The following is a 15,174-nucleotide window of genomic DNA, read 5'->3' on the forward strand; positions in this document are numbered from 1 at the left end:
TACGATTTCAACTCAGTTCAGAGCGCTTCGACGATCGCGCGCATCAGGTCAGCGGCCTCGGAAGGCGTCTTGCCGACCTTGACGCCGGCGGCCTCGAGGGCCTCCTTCTTGGCCTGCGCGGTGCCTGCAGAGCCGGACACGATGGCGCCAGCGTGGCCCATGGTCTTGCCCTCAGGAGCCGTGAAGCCGGCGACGTAACCGACGACCGGCTTGGTGACGTGCGCCTTGATGTAGTCAGCGGCACGCTCTTCCGCGTCGCCACCGATCTCGCCGATCATGACGATCGCCTTGGTCTCGGGGTCAGCCTCGAACGCAGCGAGCGCGTCGATGTGCGTGGTACCGATGACCGGGTCGCCGCCGATGCCGATGGCGGTCGAGAAGCCGAGGTCACGCAGCTCGAACATCATCTGGTAGGTCAGGGTGCCCGACTTCGACACGAGTCCGATGGGGCCCTTGCCGGTGATGTTCGCCGGAGTGATGCCGACGAGCGCCTCACCGGGGGTGATGATGCCGGGGCAGTTCGGCCCGATGATGCGGGTCGTGTTGCCCTTGCTCTTCGCATATGCCCAGGCCTCGGCACTGTCACCGACGGGCACGCCCTCGGTGATGACGACGAGCAGCGGGATCTCGGCGTCGATGGCCTCGATCATCGCGTCCTTCGTGAAGGCGCCGGGGACGAAGGCGATGGACACGTCAGCGCCCGTCTCCTTCATCGCTTCGGCGACCGAAGCGAAGACCGGCAGTTCGACGGCGTTGCCGTCCTTATCGGCGTGCGAGACGACAGTGCCCGCCTTGCGAGCGTTCACGCCACCGACGACCTGGGTACCAGCCTTGAGCATGAGGGCGGTGTGCTTGGTGCCCTCACCGCCGGTGATGCCCTGGACGATGACCTTGGAGTCCTTGTTGAGGTAGATAGACATATCTCTGTGTTCCTTCGCAGTCTCAGTCGGGCTCAGGCGTTCGCCAGCTCGGCGGCCTTGTCGGCGCCCTCGTCCATGGTGGCGGCGAGAGTCACGAGCGGGTGGGCGTATTCGGCGAGAATCGCGCGGCCCTCCTCGACCTTGTTGCCGTCGAGACGAACGACCAGCGGCTTCGTCGCTGTCGAACCGAGAGTCTCGAGTGCGCCCTTGATGCCGTTGGCGACAGCGTCACAGGCGGTGATGCCACCGAAGACGTTGACGAAGACGGACTTGACCTGCGGGTCACCGAGGATGACGTCAAGGCCTGCAGCCATGACCGCTGCGGACGCTCCGCCGCCGATGTCGAGGAAGTTCGCGGGCTTGACGCCGTTGTGGTTCTCACCGGCGTAAGCGACGACATCGAGTGTCGACATGACAAGACCTGCACCGTTGCCGATGATTCCGACCTCGCCGTCAAGCTTGACGTAGTTCAGGCCGCTCTTCTTGGCCTTGGCCTCGAGCGGGTCAGCGGCGTCCTTGTCCTCGAGCGCTTCGTGCTCGGGGTGACGGATCTCGGAAGCGTTCTCGTCGAGCGTGACCTTGCCGTCGAGCGCGATGATGGAGCCGTCCTCCGTGAGAACCAGCGGGTTCACCTCGACAAGCGTGGCGTCCTCACCCTTGTACACCTCGTACAGCTTCACGAAGACGTCAGAGACCTTCTCGATGAGATCTTCCGGGAAGTTCGCCTCGCGGGCGATCTCGAGGGCCTTCTCCTTGTCGATTCCGGTCAGCGGGTTGACCTCGATGCGGGCGAGAGCCTCGGGCTTCTCGACGGCGAGCACCTCGATCTCCATGCCGCCCTCGACCGAGCAGAGGCTCAGGTAAGAACGATTGGCGCGGTCGAGCAGCACGGAGAAGTAGAACTCCTCAGCGATCGCTGCGCCCTGTGCGACCATGACGCGCTTGACGATGTGGCCCTTGATGTCGAGACCGAAGATCGTCTTCGCCGCCTCATATGCCTCGTCGGGGGTCTTGGCGACCTTGACGCCACCGGCCTTGCCGCGGCCACCGGCCTTGACCTGCGCCTTGACGACTACGACGCCACCGATCTTCTCAGCAGCTGCTTTCACCTCCTCGGGGGTGTCAGCAACGATGCCGGCGAGAACCGGCACCCCATACTTCTCGAAAAGGTCTCGTGCCTGGTACTCGTACAGATCCACTGTGCTTCCTTCGCTGGGCTGCGGTCCGGAAAGTCTCTCGATGTCGAGATATCGACCAGTACCAAATCTTACTACCTCCGGATGAACGGTCCCGTCGGTCTAGGCTTCTCGCTATGCATGAGTCCGCAGAACCGCGCACCGGCGTCGTGGCCGCTGCGCTTGCCCTATTCCAGGCGCAGGGTTTCGACCAGACCTCTGTCGAGCAGATCGCGAAAGCAGCAGGAGTCTCGCGTTCGACGTTCTTCCGCCAGTTCGGCGGCAAAGAAGACGTCGTTTTCACCGATCACGAGATCCTGTTGGATGAGCTGCGTACCTTCCTCGCGGAAGGCCATTCGGATCCGTGGCTGGCGGTATGCGAAGCATCCCAACACGTGTTCTCGCACTTCGCGCATGATCCGGAGATCGCTCGCCTGCGCTACCAAATCGTGCGCCAGGTTCCTGCGTTGCGCGAACGCGAGATCGTGACGGTGTTCCGCTACGAGCGGCTGTTCGACGAGTATCTGCGTCGCGCGCTTCCGGGAATCGACCCTCTGGATGCCGTCGGCTTCGCCGCACTCGTCACCGCAGTGCACAACCACGTGCTGCGTCAACTGCTGCGTGGAACGAAGCGCGTTGCGCCCTCAGTACTGCAGAACGCCCTCGACGATGCGCGCCGCCGCTATGGCGTATTGCCCGAAGCCGTAGGCACCGCCGACGACGACTTAGTCGTGGCGGTCTTTCCCCGATCGATGCCGATCGCCGAGGTCACTCGGCGCCTGCAGAGCGACCTCAACTGACGCGATCGGTTCAGCTCTCAGTTCAGCAGTTGCAGGTGCCCGAGGCGGTGCGAACCATGAAGCACACGTCGCACACTCCGTAGTCGCGCTCGATCGGCTTCGCGACCCGTGCGACGCGCGGCTCTGCTGCTGCAGATTTGGTCTTGCTCGATGCGCGCGACGCGCCCGCCGCTGGTGTCAGCGGGCGGAACTCGCTCGGGTGCGACACGTAGAAAAACGGCGCGCGACCCTCACTCGGGCGCAGACGCAACGTCGTCGACCCCACGGTGATCTGCTCATCTTCGGCGAAGCCGTTGGTGTAGGTCTTGCCGATATGCAGCGCCGTGCCGCCGTCGTGACGGATTGCCTCGATGTAGCGGCCACGGTCGATGAACGATGAAATACCGATGACATCGGTGATCGCAGTGATGAACTCGTGGTTCTCAGTTTCGATTCGGTGCGCGCGCAGCGCCTCCGGAAGGTTTCGATACGGACGGGAGGTGCCTGCGGGGGTCGGCCCCTGTATTTCGTTCATCAATACCAGGATCGCACGCTTCGCCACGGGTTTAGTACCCACTTTCGGTTTCGGCCCTCTGCTTTTCCACCAATATCTGCACCGCCCCTTCCGCGACCCGGGCCACGGCGCGAGGATGAAGGCATGCGCTATGAGATCCCGACACCGATGCTCGCGAAGGCCGCGGCGGCCGTGCCCGACCCGGCGAAGACGCCAGGCGGTCTGCTATTCGAACCGAAGTGGGACGGATTCCGCGGACTCATCGCCTGGGATGGCGAGACGCTCGAAATCGGATCCCGCGGCGCGAAACCCCTCACGCGCTACTTCCCCGAGCTCGTCGAAGCGCTGCCACAGATCCTCCCAGGCCCGTGCCTACTCGACGGCGAGATCGTCGTCGCCACCGGTGCGCAGGGCGCGCAGCGCCTCGACTGGGAGGCACTCAGCCAGCGCATCCACCCCGCAGCTTCCCGCGTCGTGCGCCTCGCGAGTGAGACGCCTGCGATGTTCATCGCGTTCGATCTGCTCGCCGAGGGAGACGAGGATCTACAGCAGGAACCGTTTCGAGTGCGCCGAAGTCGTCTCGAAGCGCTGCTCGCAGAAACTAGACATCCGCTCCAGCTCACCCGCACCTCCGAAGACCATGCCACCGCCATCCGGTGGCTCGCTGAGTTCGAAGGCGCGGGCCTCGACGGCATCATTGCGAAGCCGCTCGATCAACCGTATGCCCCGGGGAAGCGCACCCTCATCAAGGTCAAGCACGCCCGCACCGCGGACGTCGTCGCGCTCGGCTATCGCATCCACAAATCCGGCTCTGGCGTCGGTTCGCTGCTGGTCGGGCTGTATGACAGCGACGGCATCCTCCGCCAAGTCGGTGGCGTCGCAGCGTGGAGTGATGTGCGCCGCAAGGAGCTCGTCGAAGAGCTCGCACCCCTCGTCGAACGTGACGAGGACGGCGCCGCGGTGACAGGTGAAGGCGAGCGCTCCCGGTTCACCGGCTCTAAAGATGTCTCCTTCGTCCGGCTTCGCCCCGAGCGTGTACTGGAGGTGCGTTACGACCAGCTGGAGGGCGCACGCTTCCGGCACACCGTGCAGTTCAAGCGGTGGCGTCCTGACCGTGATGCCCGCTCGTGCACCTATGACCAACTCGACACCGTCGAAGGCTACGACCTCGCAGAGGTGCTCGCCTGATCATGTTCTGATGCTCCGCCGCCCTAGTGCGGCAGTCAGCCTTCAACCCGTCGGCCTTGTTCGTCCCAGTTCTCCGCGACCCGCTTGCTCGGCTGCACGCGCGGCGGCTCACCGGGCATCTTCGGGAAGTCCGGCGGGAACGGCAGCTCGCCCAACCCGTCCTCGACATCACGCTCCCACCAGCCGAGAAGTGTGTCGATGCGTCCGGGTGCAGCCTGGAGGTCAGCCCACGGATCACCGATATCGGCAAGTCGCTGCGGGATGCTGCGCACGGTGAAGCTCTTCGGATCTACGTCGTCGAGCTCGTCCCAGTGCACGGGCGTCGACACCGTCGCGCCCGGCAGCACACGGGGGCTGTAGGCACCAGCCATCGTTCGATCACGATTGGCCTGGTTGTAGTCGATGAAGATGCGCTCGCCGCGCTCTTCCTTCCACCAGTTCGTCGTGACCTGTTCAGGCATCCGCCGCTCCAGCTCACGCCCAGCCGCGATCACCGCATGACGCACCTCGAGAAACTCGTGTGTCGGTTCGATCGGGCAGAACACGTGCAGGCCGCGATTGCCGCTGGTCTTGATGAATGCCTCCAGCTCGGCCTCACGCAGCACCTCACGCAGTGCATGGGCGGCGGTGATGGCATCCGCGAAGTCCGTTCCCGGCTGCGGATCAAGGTCGATGCGCAACTCAACCGGGTTGTCGGTGTCCGAGGCGAGCGAGGCCCACGGGTGGAACACAATCGTGTTCATCTGCACGGCCCAAACGATCGCGCTCGGCCTGTTCAAGACGATCTGCGGATGCTGGCGCCCGCTGTTGTACGTCACCGTTACGGCATCCACGTAGTCGGGCGTGCCCTTGGGCGGATTCTTCGAGAAGAATCCCTCGCTGCCGATACCAGCGCGGAATCGCTCCAGTGAGACCGGCCGATCACCGTTCGCGCTCAGGAACGGTTCCGCGACGACCTGGAAGTATTCCGCGAGCTCAGCCTTGGTGATGCCACCACCGGGCGCATCCGGCCACACGACGCGATTCGGACTGGACAGCTCGACGTCGCGCTCCCCCTCGGGATCGGAGACCGTCAACGTAATACGCTCGGAAGCCATGCTCTGACCCTAGGCCGAACCGCACGTGGCCGACAGTGCCAACATGTGGTTCGGCGGGCGCTCAGCGCGCGAGTTCGGCAGAGTCCTGCGCTGCGGCGTCCTCAACTGCGGCATCCTCAACAGCGGCATCCTGAAGTGCCCGACTGACGGCTTCCTGCACTCGTGCATCCTCTTCTGACTGACGCTTCGCGGCCCGTGCCCGCAGCAGGCGCGGCACGAAGATGATCGCAAGAACGAGCAACACGATGATGGCCAGAAGCGTCCAAGGCACCGCCCATCCCTGTGCCGACGCGCTGACGAACGACAACGCCGAGGTCGAACCGGATGCATCGGTGGAGGTCGGCACGACCGTCACGGTGGCGGTCAGCAGCACCAGCGAGGCGATGTCGGGAACAGTCACCGTCTGCTGCCAGCTCTCGCCCGGCAACAGCTGCGGCGGCGCTTCGACATCGACGGCATCCACGGGGAACCAACCGAACGGACCGCTGATCGTCGCACTCTGCGTTCCGGAGACGACCGTGTTGCCCGCGTTGTGGATCGAATACGTCACCGTCGCGTCACCACCCGCGAAGGGGTTGAGCCCGCCTCCCCAGTTCACCTGCACATCGTCGACGACCATGGCCGGCGCAAGGTCGCCATTCACTCGGGTAGCCACGCGGATGCCGAGGCGCCGGTCCACGCTCACCCCGACCGCGGAACCGTCCTGCGCGAGCGAGGTGACGATACCGCCGGCGTAGTCGCCCGGCGTGGCATCGGCGGGAACCGTGAGCGTGAACGGCACTGTCGCCGTCTCCCCCGCCTTGACGGTGATGGTGTCTGATCCCGCAACCAGCCACGCGCCGATCCCCGTGGCGTCCTCACCGAACGTGTCGACGTCGAACTGGCCGCCCTCGGTCGTGTACCCATCGGCGGCGTACACCGCGAGGGTGAGATCCTCGGCACCACGGTTCGCGATGATCAGCGCATCCGACACTGCAGCGCCGGGATCGGCCGTGTACACGTAGCTTGTGCGGTCGTCCCCCAATTCATTGGATGCCGTGCGCACCGTCCATGTGACGTCGCCGGTGTCGGCTGCAGCCGGTACGGATGCGGTCGCGTCCAGCGTCGGTGAGAGAACAGATGCCGCCACGAGAGCGACGGCGGCGAAGATGTGTGTGATGCGGAAGGCCATGAGAAGTCCTTGAAATGCGGTTGCGGGGCGGACACGGATGTCCGCCCCGCAACGGGTGTGATGGATGATCAGCCGGCGAGAGCCGTGATCGTCAGCGTCGTGCGATAGCTTCCCTGCTCGATCGTGTTCGGCAGCTTCAGAGCGAGGTCGGCACCGAGCGTGCTCTCTCCGCGATCGTGATCCTGCGCTGCGCCAGCCAGCCCGCGAGAGACGGAAAGACCGGTTCCACTGTCATAACCCGATGCGATCGCGGTACCAGTGACGGTGCCTGCACCTTCCTTCACGAGCTTCGGCGTCCAGCCGAGGTACTTGCCGGAGAAGGTCTTCGTACCGTCCTGGAAGTCGCCGACCGACGCCGACAGCGACCACGGTGCGAGCGATGCGCGCGTGTCGGAGACGACGATCGGGTTGATCTCACCCGATGCCTCGAAATACTGGTTGCTCGTCTCGACTGCGGTGCCGAGGTCGACCAGACCGTTGTGACCGTCGATGGTCCAGCCGAACTCACCAGGAGCGGACTCCGGGACATCGATCTGGATCTCCTGACCGTCGCCGTGGTTCGGGTGGATGATCACCTTGTCGATGACCGTTCCGACAGCTTCCCCACCGGCGCCGACCTCACTGCGGATGTCCTGGACCACGAGCTGATCGCTCGCGACCGATACCTGAACGTAGGAGCGCTTCCGCTCCTGGCTCTGCACCGAGTTGTACCAGTAGCTGTCTGGGTTGAGCGGATCAGCACCGTTACCGGCACCGCCGACGCCCGAGCTATCCGGCGCGGTGATGTTGTAGTACTTCGAACCGGATGCCGAGTTCGCCGTCACGTAGACGACGCCGCCGGGGCCGGTGAAGATCTCGTCTTGGCCTGGCTGTTCGTCTGCGTTCGCCTTCTGGCCGCTGTTGATCTCGTAGCTGCGCGTGTAGACGTGGTCGTGTCCTTGCAGAACAAGGTCGACGCCCAGTGCCGAGAAGGTCTCCGGGAAGTCGACCCGACGAATCTTGGCGTCTCCGTCCTTGGCATGCGCCGCCGCAGAATAGATGGAGTGGTGATAGACGAGAACAGTGTGCTTCGCTTCGGCGCCATGCTCGTTGATGATGTTGGTCACGTACTCGACGTGCGCCTCGTCACCACCGCCACCCTGCGAGGTGGAGTAGCTGTTGCTGTTGAGATCGATGAACAGCACATCCTTGTGGATGAACCAGTAGTTACCACCGGAGGTGTTGGATGCCGGGTCACCGTTGGAGTAGTACGCACCCGAACGGTCCGTGTTAGGCGTGAACAGGTGCTGCTCGTACGCCTTGCCGCCGACGTCGTGGTTTCCGATCGTCGCCGCCCACGGGTACTGGCGGAGGTGATCGGAGCCGAGGAACGCATCCCACTGATCTTCGGCGTTGGCGTTCTCTACCTGGTCGCCGCCCGAGACGAGAAGTTCGACGTTCGGGTTCGCCGTGAGCGCGACATCCAGCGTCGCAGCCCATCCAGCGCCATCGTTCACGACGTTGCCGGACGACCCGATCTGCGGGTCGCCGAAGAACAGGAAGTCGAAGTCTCCCTCGAACGACTGCGTCTTGAAGGTGTAAGCATCCGACCAGGTGCCGTCGCCGCCTACGCGGTAGGAGTACGCAGTGCTCGCGTCCAGACCGGTGATACTCGCGTGACGGTTGAACCCACCACTGGAAGCGATGTTCGCTGTGCCGGTCGCGGTGAAGGTCTCGGCTGACGCCGGGAATTCACCGTTCGTGATCTCGTCCGTCGGCGCGATCTGAACGGTCTGAGCGGTGTCGGCGGATGAGTACCAACTGACGATCCGCTGCGATTCGTCTGCACCGACACCAAGGATGATGCCGGTGAGTTCGTCGGTGTCCGCGGCCGAAGCCGGGCCGACGGCAATTGCGCCTGTGAACGCGAGTGAGGCGCTCAAAGCGGCGGCGAACATCCACGTCACGTTTCGGCGTGGATGCCGTCGGATGTCATTCCTTGCACGAGGCGAAGGCATATGTGTTCCGTTTCTCTTGGCTCCCGGCATGGAAGCAACATGAATCCCGACAAGGGGGAGTTACTCGGGACCAGCGTCCAGGCTCGACCCGTGCGGTGAAATCCAAGTGAACGATGTGGGTGAGGAAGATGTCCGCCACGCGACGGTCAGTCGATGCGGCTCAGAGCCCTATCATCCGCTCTACGAACCAGATCAGACCGATCACGGCGACGACGCCCGTGATCACCGCAGTGACCCAGCGCCCCACCTTCGGCAGGCGTCGGCGCAGTAGTACGAGCAACGGGAAGACGACCGCGATGATCGCTATCTGCACCGCCTCGATACCGACGTTGAACACCAACAGCGACCACAGCAACATCCAAGACCACGGTTCATCGATGCCCAGCGCCGAGGCGAAGCCGAGCCCGTGCACAAGGCCGAACGCGAACACCACGGCGAGTCGGATCCAGCCCGCACGATCAAGGCCGAGTGGCCCGCTGTCACGTTCGAGCCGATCAACATCCTTGCCGTCGCGGAACAACCTGAACAGATACCAACCGGCGACGATCGATATTGAAATCGCGATGATCGGCTCGATGATGGCTGCTGGCACGCTGACAGTTCCCGTCGCGGCAAGAATGAACGTGATCGAATGCGCCACGGTAAATCCAGTCGCGGCAAGCACAACCTCGCGCAAGCGGCGAGAGCCGGCGATGAGCGCGAGCAGGAACAGCACATGATCGATTCCGAAGAGCAGATGTTCCGCGCCCAGGACGAAGAACTCCCAGAACCGCTCACTGACGCTCTGCGCGGTCGAGAATGACGTGCGCTCGGTGTCGAGAGCGGCACTGCCGGACCTCCCACCGATGTCGTAGGTGAGGATGGTCTTCGTGTCGGTGACGTAGTCCTCGTCGTCGGGGAACAGCGTGCTCGTGACGTCGATATCGTCGTGCTGAGGCGCGCAGGCATAGTCGAGCAGGATGACGGCATACGGGGCGTCGTCCTGCACAGTCATGGTGATCGAATCATCGATCGAGACGGTGCATGGCTCACCTGCCGAGGCGATCGTGAATCGGTCAGCGATGTATGACAGCACCTGTGGCGAATGCTCCTCGAGCACCTGCGCTCTGGTCTCTGCATCCCCCATCTCGAAGGCATACATGCCGTCTTCGAAGAGCAAATCGTCTTGTTCAGCGTCGGCAGCGGAGACGACGAGCAGGTCATACTCCAGCTGCAGCTCGACGGCGACGTGCCCCTGCTCCTCCCCTGCGCTCAGGTCGGCGTGGACGACGGAGGTGAACCCGTGCGCGGAGGCGGATGCTGCCCCGACGGCGAGCGCGGCGATCGCAAGACCACCGGTGACGAATGCGCGAAATCGTCGTGACCGACGCGAAATGGGATGCGAGGAGTGGGGGGAAGTTTTCATCGCTGGGGAGACTCGCGTGTGAAGGTGAACGGTTGGGTGTAGCGGGGAGAACAGCGGGCAAACCGCCCCGGTCTCGGTTGGTGCGGGTGGAAGAGTTGACCGATCCCCGACTAGCTCTACCGAAGGAATTATCTGTGCGCCGAGGCTTCCGCGTCGTGGCCCCATTCATGATCTGCGCAGTACTGCTCAGCGGATGCGCGTCTACCGATTGGGCTGATCTGCGGCCCGCGCCGACAGCTGAAGGCACCCCAGGACCGGGGTTCATCCCGACGGCCGAGCCCAGCCCGGAAGCCACGGTGATGCCCACCAACGGCTCATGGCAGAGCGCACACGCACCCGCCGGATACCGCGTGGTACTGCTGACAGCGGGTGAAGACGCAGCAGCCGTGGCCGTGGCCGATGCGGTGCGCTCCTGGGCAGAGCAGGAGGACGTAGATCTCCGCGAGATCTCGTCAGATGATGATCTGATCGGCAGCATCACCGACGCGATGGAAATGCACCCCGAGCTCATCATCAGCGCCGGCAACGACCTGATCGACCCTCTTGCCACGGTATCTGCGCATCACCTCGACGAGCAGTTCCTCGTCGTGGGCGCCGAGGTTCCGGAGCCTACCGAGAATGTCACTGCCGTCGATTGGACCGGGGCGTCGTTTCGTGGACACGGGGTGACAGCATCCTCAGAATTCGACGAGAGCACATTCACGCCTGAGCGCTGCGCTGATGCCGTTCGCGCAGGAGTCGCGGCTGTGCTTAGTGGCATGACCGGCGTCGTGCTCTGGATCGATTGACGCCTGCGCGCAGCGACCGCTCACGCCTCGCTGTGCGCGAAACGGATCAGTCGCCGAGGTCGACGGCCAGCACGAGAACCTCGGCCAACGCGTCGCGCTCCACCATGATCGATGGTCCGGCGGGATCGACGAGCACTCCGGCCAGTTCACTGTGTGTGGAGAGCACCTTCGAAAGCTGCTCCGGCGTGAACGGCAGCGGCTTTTCTGCACGACCGAGCGCCACGACCTCGAGCGGGTGCGAGAACACCTGCAGGAAGCGCCTGCCATCAGCAGTGTGCGCCTCGGCGATACCGACCGCTCCGCCGCCGGTGCCATCGTTGACCGCGACCCAGACCTTGGTCTTGGCGAGCGCAGCGCCAACTTTGCGCACGGTGTCCTGCTCGCGGGGCGCAGCGAGAAGGGTCTTGATCGTCATGCCCGCATCGCCCTGCTCGAGCGCCTTCGCCAGCACTTCAGTCGGGTACACCGCGCGGTGCACACCAGAGGCGTTGTCGATGATGAGGCCGCTGAACTTACCGGAGACCACCTGCTCGAGCACCGCCGTCACAGGCTGAGCCACCGCGGATGTTGCCGTCGGGTCAGTCTCGCGCTGCACCGAATCGCGTACCGCGACTGCCGAGCTGAACGCAAGCATGAACGCACGCTCGCCGTCACGAACAACGGCAACCGAAAGGGGCTTTCCCTCGGCGATCTGCGTGCGAGCATCGCCGTGCACGCGCAGGAAGAGGTGCCCCTGCAACATCTGGCGCAGCACGCCGATCAGCTGTTCGTTGCTCGGGCCTTCCTTGAGCTCGGCAAGGGCGGTGCGTAGCAGCACGTTGTCTTTCATGCCCGGAACTGATTCGGTCTGCTCTGGCGGCAGCGCTGGTGCGAGCGGAAGAGTGCGCTTCTCAGGAATTGTCGGAGTGGATGGCGGGGGCTGCGGTGCAGTGGGCTTGCGGGCAGGTGCGGGAGCGTTCGGGTCGGGAAGCTTCACCTCAGGGCCAGCGTCAGCACCGACGCCACGGAATGCCTGCACAGAGATGCCGATCTGCGGTACCGGTTCGCTGGGTGCTTCCACCGCGGCGATTTCCGCGTCGGGGCCATCAGCCTCGAGGGGTGCCTGCGACTCGGGGGCAGCGTCGTCGGTCTTCTTGCGGCGGGAGAACAAAGCCATATCTGTCAGCCTAACGTGGGCCCGGCAGCGTCGAGGTATCTCGCGTGCCGTCTACAGCTTCTCGATCGGAGCGATCTTGATGAGGAGCTTCTTCAATCCCGCGGAGTCGAATCGCACATGGGCGATGCGCTTCGCGCCCTCGCCGGTCACGGCATCCACTCGACCCTCACCGAAGTCAGAATGACGGATGCGATCGCCCGCTGCGAGTTCGAGATCGCCATTGTCGCGAACCTTGCCGGTGACAACGTTGGGGAACTTGTCCATCGATGTCGACAGCGGCTTGAGCCCTTCACGCGCAGCCAGCGGCTTGACGGCGAATCGGTCGTTTCCGCCTGAGCCGCCACCGAATCCACCGCTACGCCGTGCGTTCAGCGCACGCGACTGCATGCCGCCCCGAGAGTTCACGTCTCCTGGTGACTGACGCCAGTCGACGAGATCTGCCGGAATCTCCTGCAGGAACCGGCTCGGCATGGCGACGGTCACCTCACCGAACTGCGCGCGGGTCATCGCAAGCGACAGGTGCAGACGCTTGCGGGCACGAGTGATTCCGACGTAGAACAGTCGCCGTTCTTCCTGCGGGCCACCCGGCTCCCCCGCCGAGATGCGGTGTGGGATGAGATCTTCTTCGACGCCCGTGACGAACACCGCGTCGTACTCGAGGCCCTTTGCCGTGTGCATCGTCATCATCGACACGGAGCCGGACTCGTCGTCCAGATCATCTGCGGCAGAGACCAGCGTCACTTCGGTGAGGAAGTCGATGAGCGTGCCGTCAGGGTTGTTGCGCGCGAAGTCCTTGGCGACTGCCACGAACTCGTCGAGGTTCTCGACGCGAGCTTCGTCTTGTGGATCACGGCTGGCTCGCAGCGAATCGAGATAACCGCTCTTTGCCAACAGTAGGATCAGGCCGTCGGCGACGACCGTGGGCGCTGGCACCTCGCCGGAGGCGGGGAGCATGAGTGCGGTCGCTTCCTTCAGCACCGCATCCAGCTGACCGATCCCGGCCTGAATCTTCGGGCCGACCCCGAGCTGGCCCGGCACCGACAGCGCTTCACGGAAGCTGATGGCGTTGTCTTCGGCGAAGCGCGCGATCGCGGTCTCGGTGACGTCACCGATGCCGCGGCGCGGTTTGTTCAGGACGCGCCGCACTGCCATCTCGTCTGCCGGGTTCGCGACCGACACGAGGTAGGCGAGTGCGTCCTTGATCTCGGCGCGCTCGTAGAACTTCGTACCACCCATGATCTTGTAGGGCACCGCAGAACGGATGAAGATCTCCTCCAGCGCACGTGACTGCGAGTTGGTGCGATAGAACACCGCCATCTCGGAGTACGGCATGCCTGCACGGTGCATCGCATCGATCTCGTCGGCGACGAACTGAGCCTCATCGTGCTGCGAGTACCCGGTGAAGCCGACGATCTTGTCGCCTGCACCCTTGTCGCTCCAGAGCTTCTTGTCTTTGCGGTCGAAGTTGTTGCCGATCACGGCGTTCGCAGCAGAGAGGATGTTCTGCGTCGAGCGGTAGTTCTGCTCGAGCAGAATCACCTTGGCTCCGGGGAAGTCTCGTTCGAACTCGCTGATGTTGCGGATGTCAGCACCGCGGAACGCGTAGATCGACTGGTCGGAGTCACCGACGACGGTGAGCGATGCGCCCTCCATCTCGGGTGTTGTTTCTGGCTCGAAGATCATCATGCCGTCAGAGGCATACGGATCTGGCGCCGCGGCCGACACCGGGCGCGTCAGCTCGTGAATGAGCGAGTACTGCGCGTGGTTGGTGTCCTGATATTCGTCGACCAGGATATGCCGGAAGCGGCGACGATAGGTGTCAGCGACCTTCGGGAACGCGCGGAACAGATAGACCGTCTGCCCGATCAAATCATCGAAGTCGAATGCATTGGCCTTACGCAGGTTGCGCTGATAATCCGCGAAGATCTCGACGAACAGTCGCTCGGCAGGGTCGCTCATGTTCGCGTCGCGCGCATAGGACTCGGCATCCGCCAGCTCGTTCTTCAATTTCGAAATACGCGACTGCACGGATGCCGGGGTCAACCCGTATGCGTCGGCCTGATGTTCCTTGACCAAACGTTTGATCAGTGCGCGCGAGTCGCCAGAATCGTAGATTGTGAACGCCTTGGTGAAGCCGAAGTGCTCGGCTTCTCGGCGGAGGATGCGCACGCAGGCGGCGTGGAACGTCAAGATCCACATGCCGCGCGCAGCCTCGCCTACGATTTCTGAGACGCGCTCGCGCATCTCACCGGCGGCCTTGTTCGTGAAGGTGATCGCGAGGATCTGGCTCGGCCATGCCTCACGACCTCGCAGCAGAGAGGCGATGCGTCGGGTGAGCACGCTGGTCTTGCCAGAGCCGGCACCGGCGACGATGAGCAGCGCGGGGCCGCGATGGGTCACCGCATCGAGCTGCTGCGGGTTCAGACCTGCGAGGAGGTCGTCCTGGTCTCCCGGCTGTGAAGATCGAGGGCCGGACGTTTCGGGGACAATGAGAGGGGCATCGGTCATGGCTCTTCGAGTCTAAGCGGCGGCACCGACGTTGCTGGCCCTGGCGCATTCCCATGAGCGGATGCCACAATCATTCACATGCGTACGATCCTCAACATCATCTGGCTGGTCCTGTCCGGCTTCTGGCTGTTTCTGGGATACATGTTCGCCGGCATCATTCTGTGCGTGCTGATCGTGACTATCCCCTGGGGGATCGCTTCCTTCCGCGTTGCCGGTTACGCCCTCTGGCCGTTCGGTCGTCAGATCATCGACAAGCCCAATAGCGGCGTCGGTGCGTTCCTCGGCAACGTTGTGTGGGTGATCCTCGCAGGCTGGTGGCTAGCCATCGCACACATCATCTCTGGCATCGCGCTGTGCGTGACGATCATCGGCATCCCGATGGGCATCGCCGACTTCAAGATGGTGCCGATCTCGCTCATGCCGCTGGGCAAAGACATCGTTTCGACACGTCGGGGACCCTTCGACGCGAAGTGATG

13 protein-coding genes are annotated in these 15,174 nt (G+C 63.7%); 4 read left to right on the forward strand and 9 right to left on the reverse strand.

What is annotated here, in order from left to right:
- Positions 1 to 17 precede the first annotated feature (17 nt).
- Entirely contained in the window at positions 18 to 920 is a 903-nt protein-coding gene (gene sucD, locus AC1C2O_RS07145; protein ID WP_495429736.1) for a succinate--CoA ligase subunit alpha, read from the reverse strand.
- A 32-nt stretch (positions 921 to 952) separates the two neighbouring features.
- The gene (sucC, locus tag AC1C2O_RS07150) at positions 953 to 2,119 is read right to left on the reverse strand and encodes an ADP-forming succinate--CoA ligase subunit beta (protein WP_495429737.1); all 1,167 of its coding nucleotides are present in this window, start codon (positions 2,117 to 2,119) and stop codon (positions 953 to 955) included.
- 113 nt (positions 2,120 to 2,232) lie between these two features.
- Here sucC and AC1C2O_RS07155 point away from each other — a divergent pair, with 113 nt between their 5' ends.
- The gene (locus AC1C2O_RS07155; protein WP_495429738.1) at positions 2,233 to 2,895 is read left to right on the forward strand and encodes a TetR family transcriptional regulator; all 663 of its coding nucleotides are present in this window, start codon (positions 2,233 to 2,235) and stop codon (positions 2,893 to 2,895) included.
- A gap of 22 nt (positions 2,896 to 2,917) precedes the next feature.
- On the opposite strand, the gene AC1C2O_RS07160 is transcribed toward AC1C2O_RS07155, so the two are convergent.
- On the reverse strand, positions 2,918 to 3,409 hold the full coding sequence (locus AC1C2O_RS07160; RefSeq protein ID WP_495429739.1) for a hypothetical protein: 492 nt from the start codon (positions 3,407 to 3,409) through the stop codon (positions 2,918 to 2,920).
- Positions 3,410 to 3,532: 123 nt separating this feature from the next.
- Between AC1C2O_RS07160 and AC1C2O_RS07165 the strand changes: the two genes are divergently transcribed.
- Positions 3,533 to 4,576: an ATP-dependent DNA ligase gene (locus AC1C2O_RS07165; protein WP_495429740.1), complete on the forward strand. Its 1,044-nt coding sequence runs from the start codon at positions 3,533 to 3,535 to the stop codon at positions 4,574 to 4,576.
- 35 nt (positions 4,577 to 4,611) lie between these two features.
- Here AC1C2O_RS07165 and ligD read toward each other — a convergent pair whose 3' ends face one another.
- From ligD to AC1C2O_RS07185, 4 genes are all read right to left on the reverse strand, one after another.
- Positions 4,612 to 5,673, reverse strand: a complete 1,062-nt coding sequence (gene ligD, locus AC1C2O_RS07170) for a non-homologous end-joining DNA ligase (RefSeq protein ID WP_495429741.1) — start codon at positions 5,671 to 5,673, stop codon at positions 4,612 to 4,614.
- Positions 5,674 to 5,734: 61 nt separating this feature from the next.
- Positions 5,735 to 6,844 (reverse strand): WxL protein peptidoglycan domain-containing protein, encoded by a 1,110-nt coding sequence (locus tag AC1C2O_RS07175; RefSeq protein ID WP_495429742.1) that lies wholly within the window; start codon positions 6,842 to 6,844, stop codon positions 5,735 to 5,737.
- Positions 6,845 to 6,912: 68 nt separating this feature from the next.
- Positions 6,913 to 8,781, reverse strand: coding sequence for a purple acid phosphatase family protein (locus AC1C2O_RS07180; RefSeq protein WP_495429743.1), 1,869 nt, complete (start codon positions 8,779 to 8,781; stop codon positions 6,913 to 6,915).
- A 220-nt stretch (positions 8,782 to 9,001) separates the two neighbouring features.
- Positions 9,002 to 10,246 (reverse strand): HupE/UreJ family protein, encoded by a 1,245-nt coding sequence (locus AC1C2O_RS07185; RefSeq protein ID WP_495429744.1) that lies wholly within the window; start codon positions 10,244 to 10,246, stop codon positions 9,002 to 9,004.
- 134 nt (positions 10,247 to 10,380) lie between these two features.
- On the opposite strand from AC1C2O_RS07185, the gene AC1C2O_RS07190 reads away from it, so the two are divergent.
- Positions 10,381 to 11,034 carry a hypothetical protein gene (locus AC1C2O_RS07190; RefSeq protein WP_495429745.1) on the forward strand — a complete coding sequence of 218 codons (654 nt, stop codon included), beginning with the start codon at positions 10,381 to 10,383 and terminating at the stop codon, positions 11,032 to 11,034.
- A 46-nt stretch (positions 11,035 to 11,080) separates the two neighbouring features.
- Here AC1C2O_RS07190 and AC1C2O_RS07195 read toward each other — a convergent pair whose 3' ends face one another.
- The gene (locus AC1C2O_RS07195; protein ID WP_495429746.1) at positions 11,081 to 12,190 is read right to left on the reverse strand and encodes an SseB family protein; all 1,110 of its coding nucleotides are present in this window, start codon (positions 12,188 to 12,190) and stop codon (positions 11,081 to 11,083) included.
- A gap of 51 nt (positions 12,191 to 12,241) precedes the next feature.
- Positions 12,242 to 14,698 (reverse strand): ATP-dependent helicase, encoded by a 2,457-nt coding sequence (locus AC1C2O_RS07200; RefSeq protein WP_495429747.1) that lies wholly within the window; start codon positions 14,696 to 14,698, stop codon positions 12,242 to 12,244.
- A 78-nt stretch (positions 14,699 to 14,776) separates the two neighbouring features.
- On the opposite strand from AC1C2O_RS07200, the gene AC1C2O_RS07205 reads away from it, so the two are divergent.
- A complete protein-coding gene (locus AC1C2O_RS07205) occupies positions 14,777 to 15,172 on the forward strand; it encodes a YccF domain-containing protein (RefSeq protein WP_495429748.1) in 396 nt (131 codons plus the stop codon).
- Positions 15,173 to 15,174 lie beyond the last annotated feature (2 nt).

This window comes from Microbacterium sp. Y355 (genome assembly GCF_059445345.1).

Bases quoted from the DNA above. Each gene is read 5' to 3' on its own strand.
- AC1C2O_RS07155 (WP_495429738.1), top strand. From the start codon at position 2,233: ATGCATGAGTCCGCAGAACCGCGCACCGGCGTCGTGGCCGCTGCGCTT.
- AC1C2O_RS07200 (WP_495429747.1), bottom strand. From the start codon at position 14,698: ATGACCGATGCCCCTCTCATTGTCCCCGAAACGTCCGGCCCTCGATCT.
- ligD (WP_495429741.1), bottom strand. From the start codon at position 5,673: ATGGCTTCCGAGCGTATTACGTTGACGGTCTCCGATCCCGAGGGGGAG.
- AC1C2O_RS07165 (WP_495429740.1), top strand. From the start codon at position 3,533: ATGCGCTATGAGATCCCGACACCGATGCTCGCGAAGGCCGCGGCGGCC.
- AC1C2O_RS07195 (WP_495429746.1), bottom strand. From the start codon at position 12,190: ATGGCTTTGTTCTCCCGCCGCAAGAAGACCGACGACGCTGCCCCCGAG.
- sucD (WP_495429736.1), bottom strand. From the start codon at position 920: ATGTCTATCTACCTCAACAAGGACTCCAAGGTCATCGTCCAGGGCATC.
- AC1C2O_RS07180 (WP_495429743.1), bottom strand. From the start codon at position 8,781: ATGTTCGCCGCCGCTTTGAGCGCCTCACTCGCGTTCACAGGCGCAATT.
- AC1C2O_RS07205 (WP_495429748.1), top strand. From the start codon at position 14,777: ATGCGTACGATCCTCAACATCATCTGGCTGGTCCTGTCCGGCTTCTGG.
- AC1C2O_RS07160 (WP_495429739.1), bottom strand. From the start codon at position 3,409: ATGAACGAAATACAGGGGCCGACCCCCGCAGGCACCTCCCGTCCGTAT.
- AC1C2O_RS07175 (WP_495429742.1), bottom strand. From the start codon at position 6,844: ATGGCCTTCCGCATCACACACATCTTCGCCGCCGTCGCTCTCGTGGCG.
- AC1C2O_RS07185 (WP_495429744.1), bottom strand. From the start codon at position 10,246: ATGAAAACTTCCCCCCACTCCTCGCATCCCATTTCGCGTCGGTCACGA.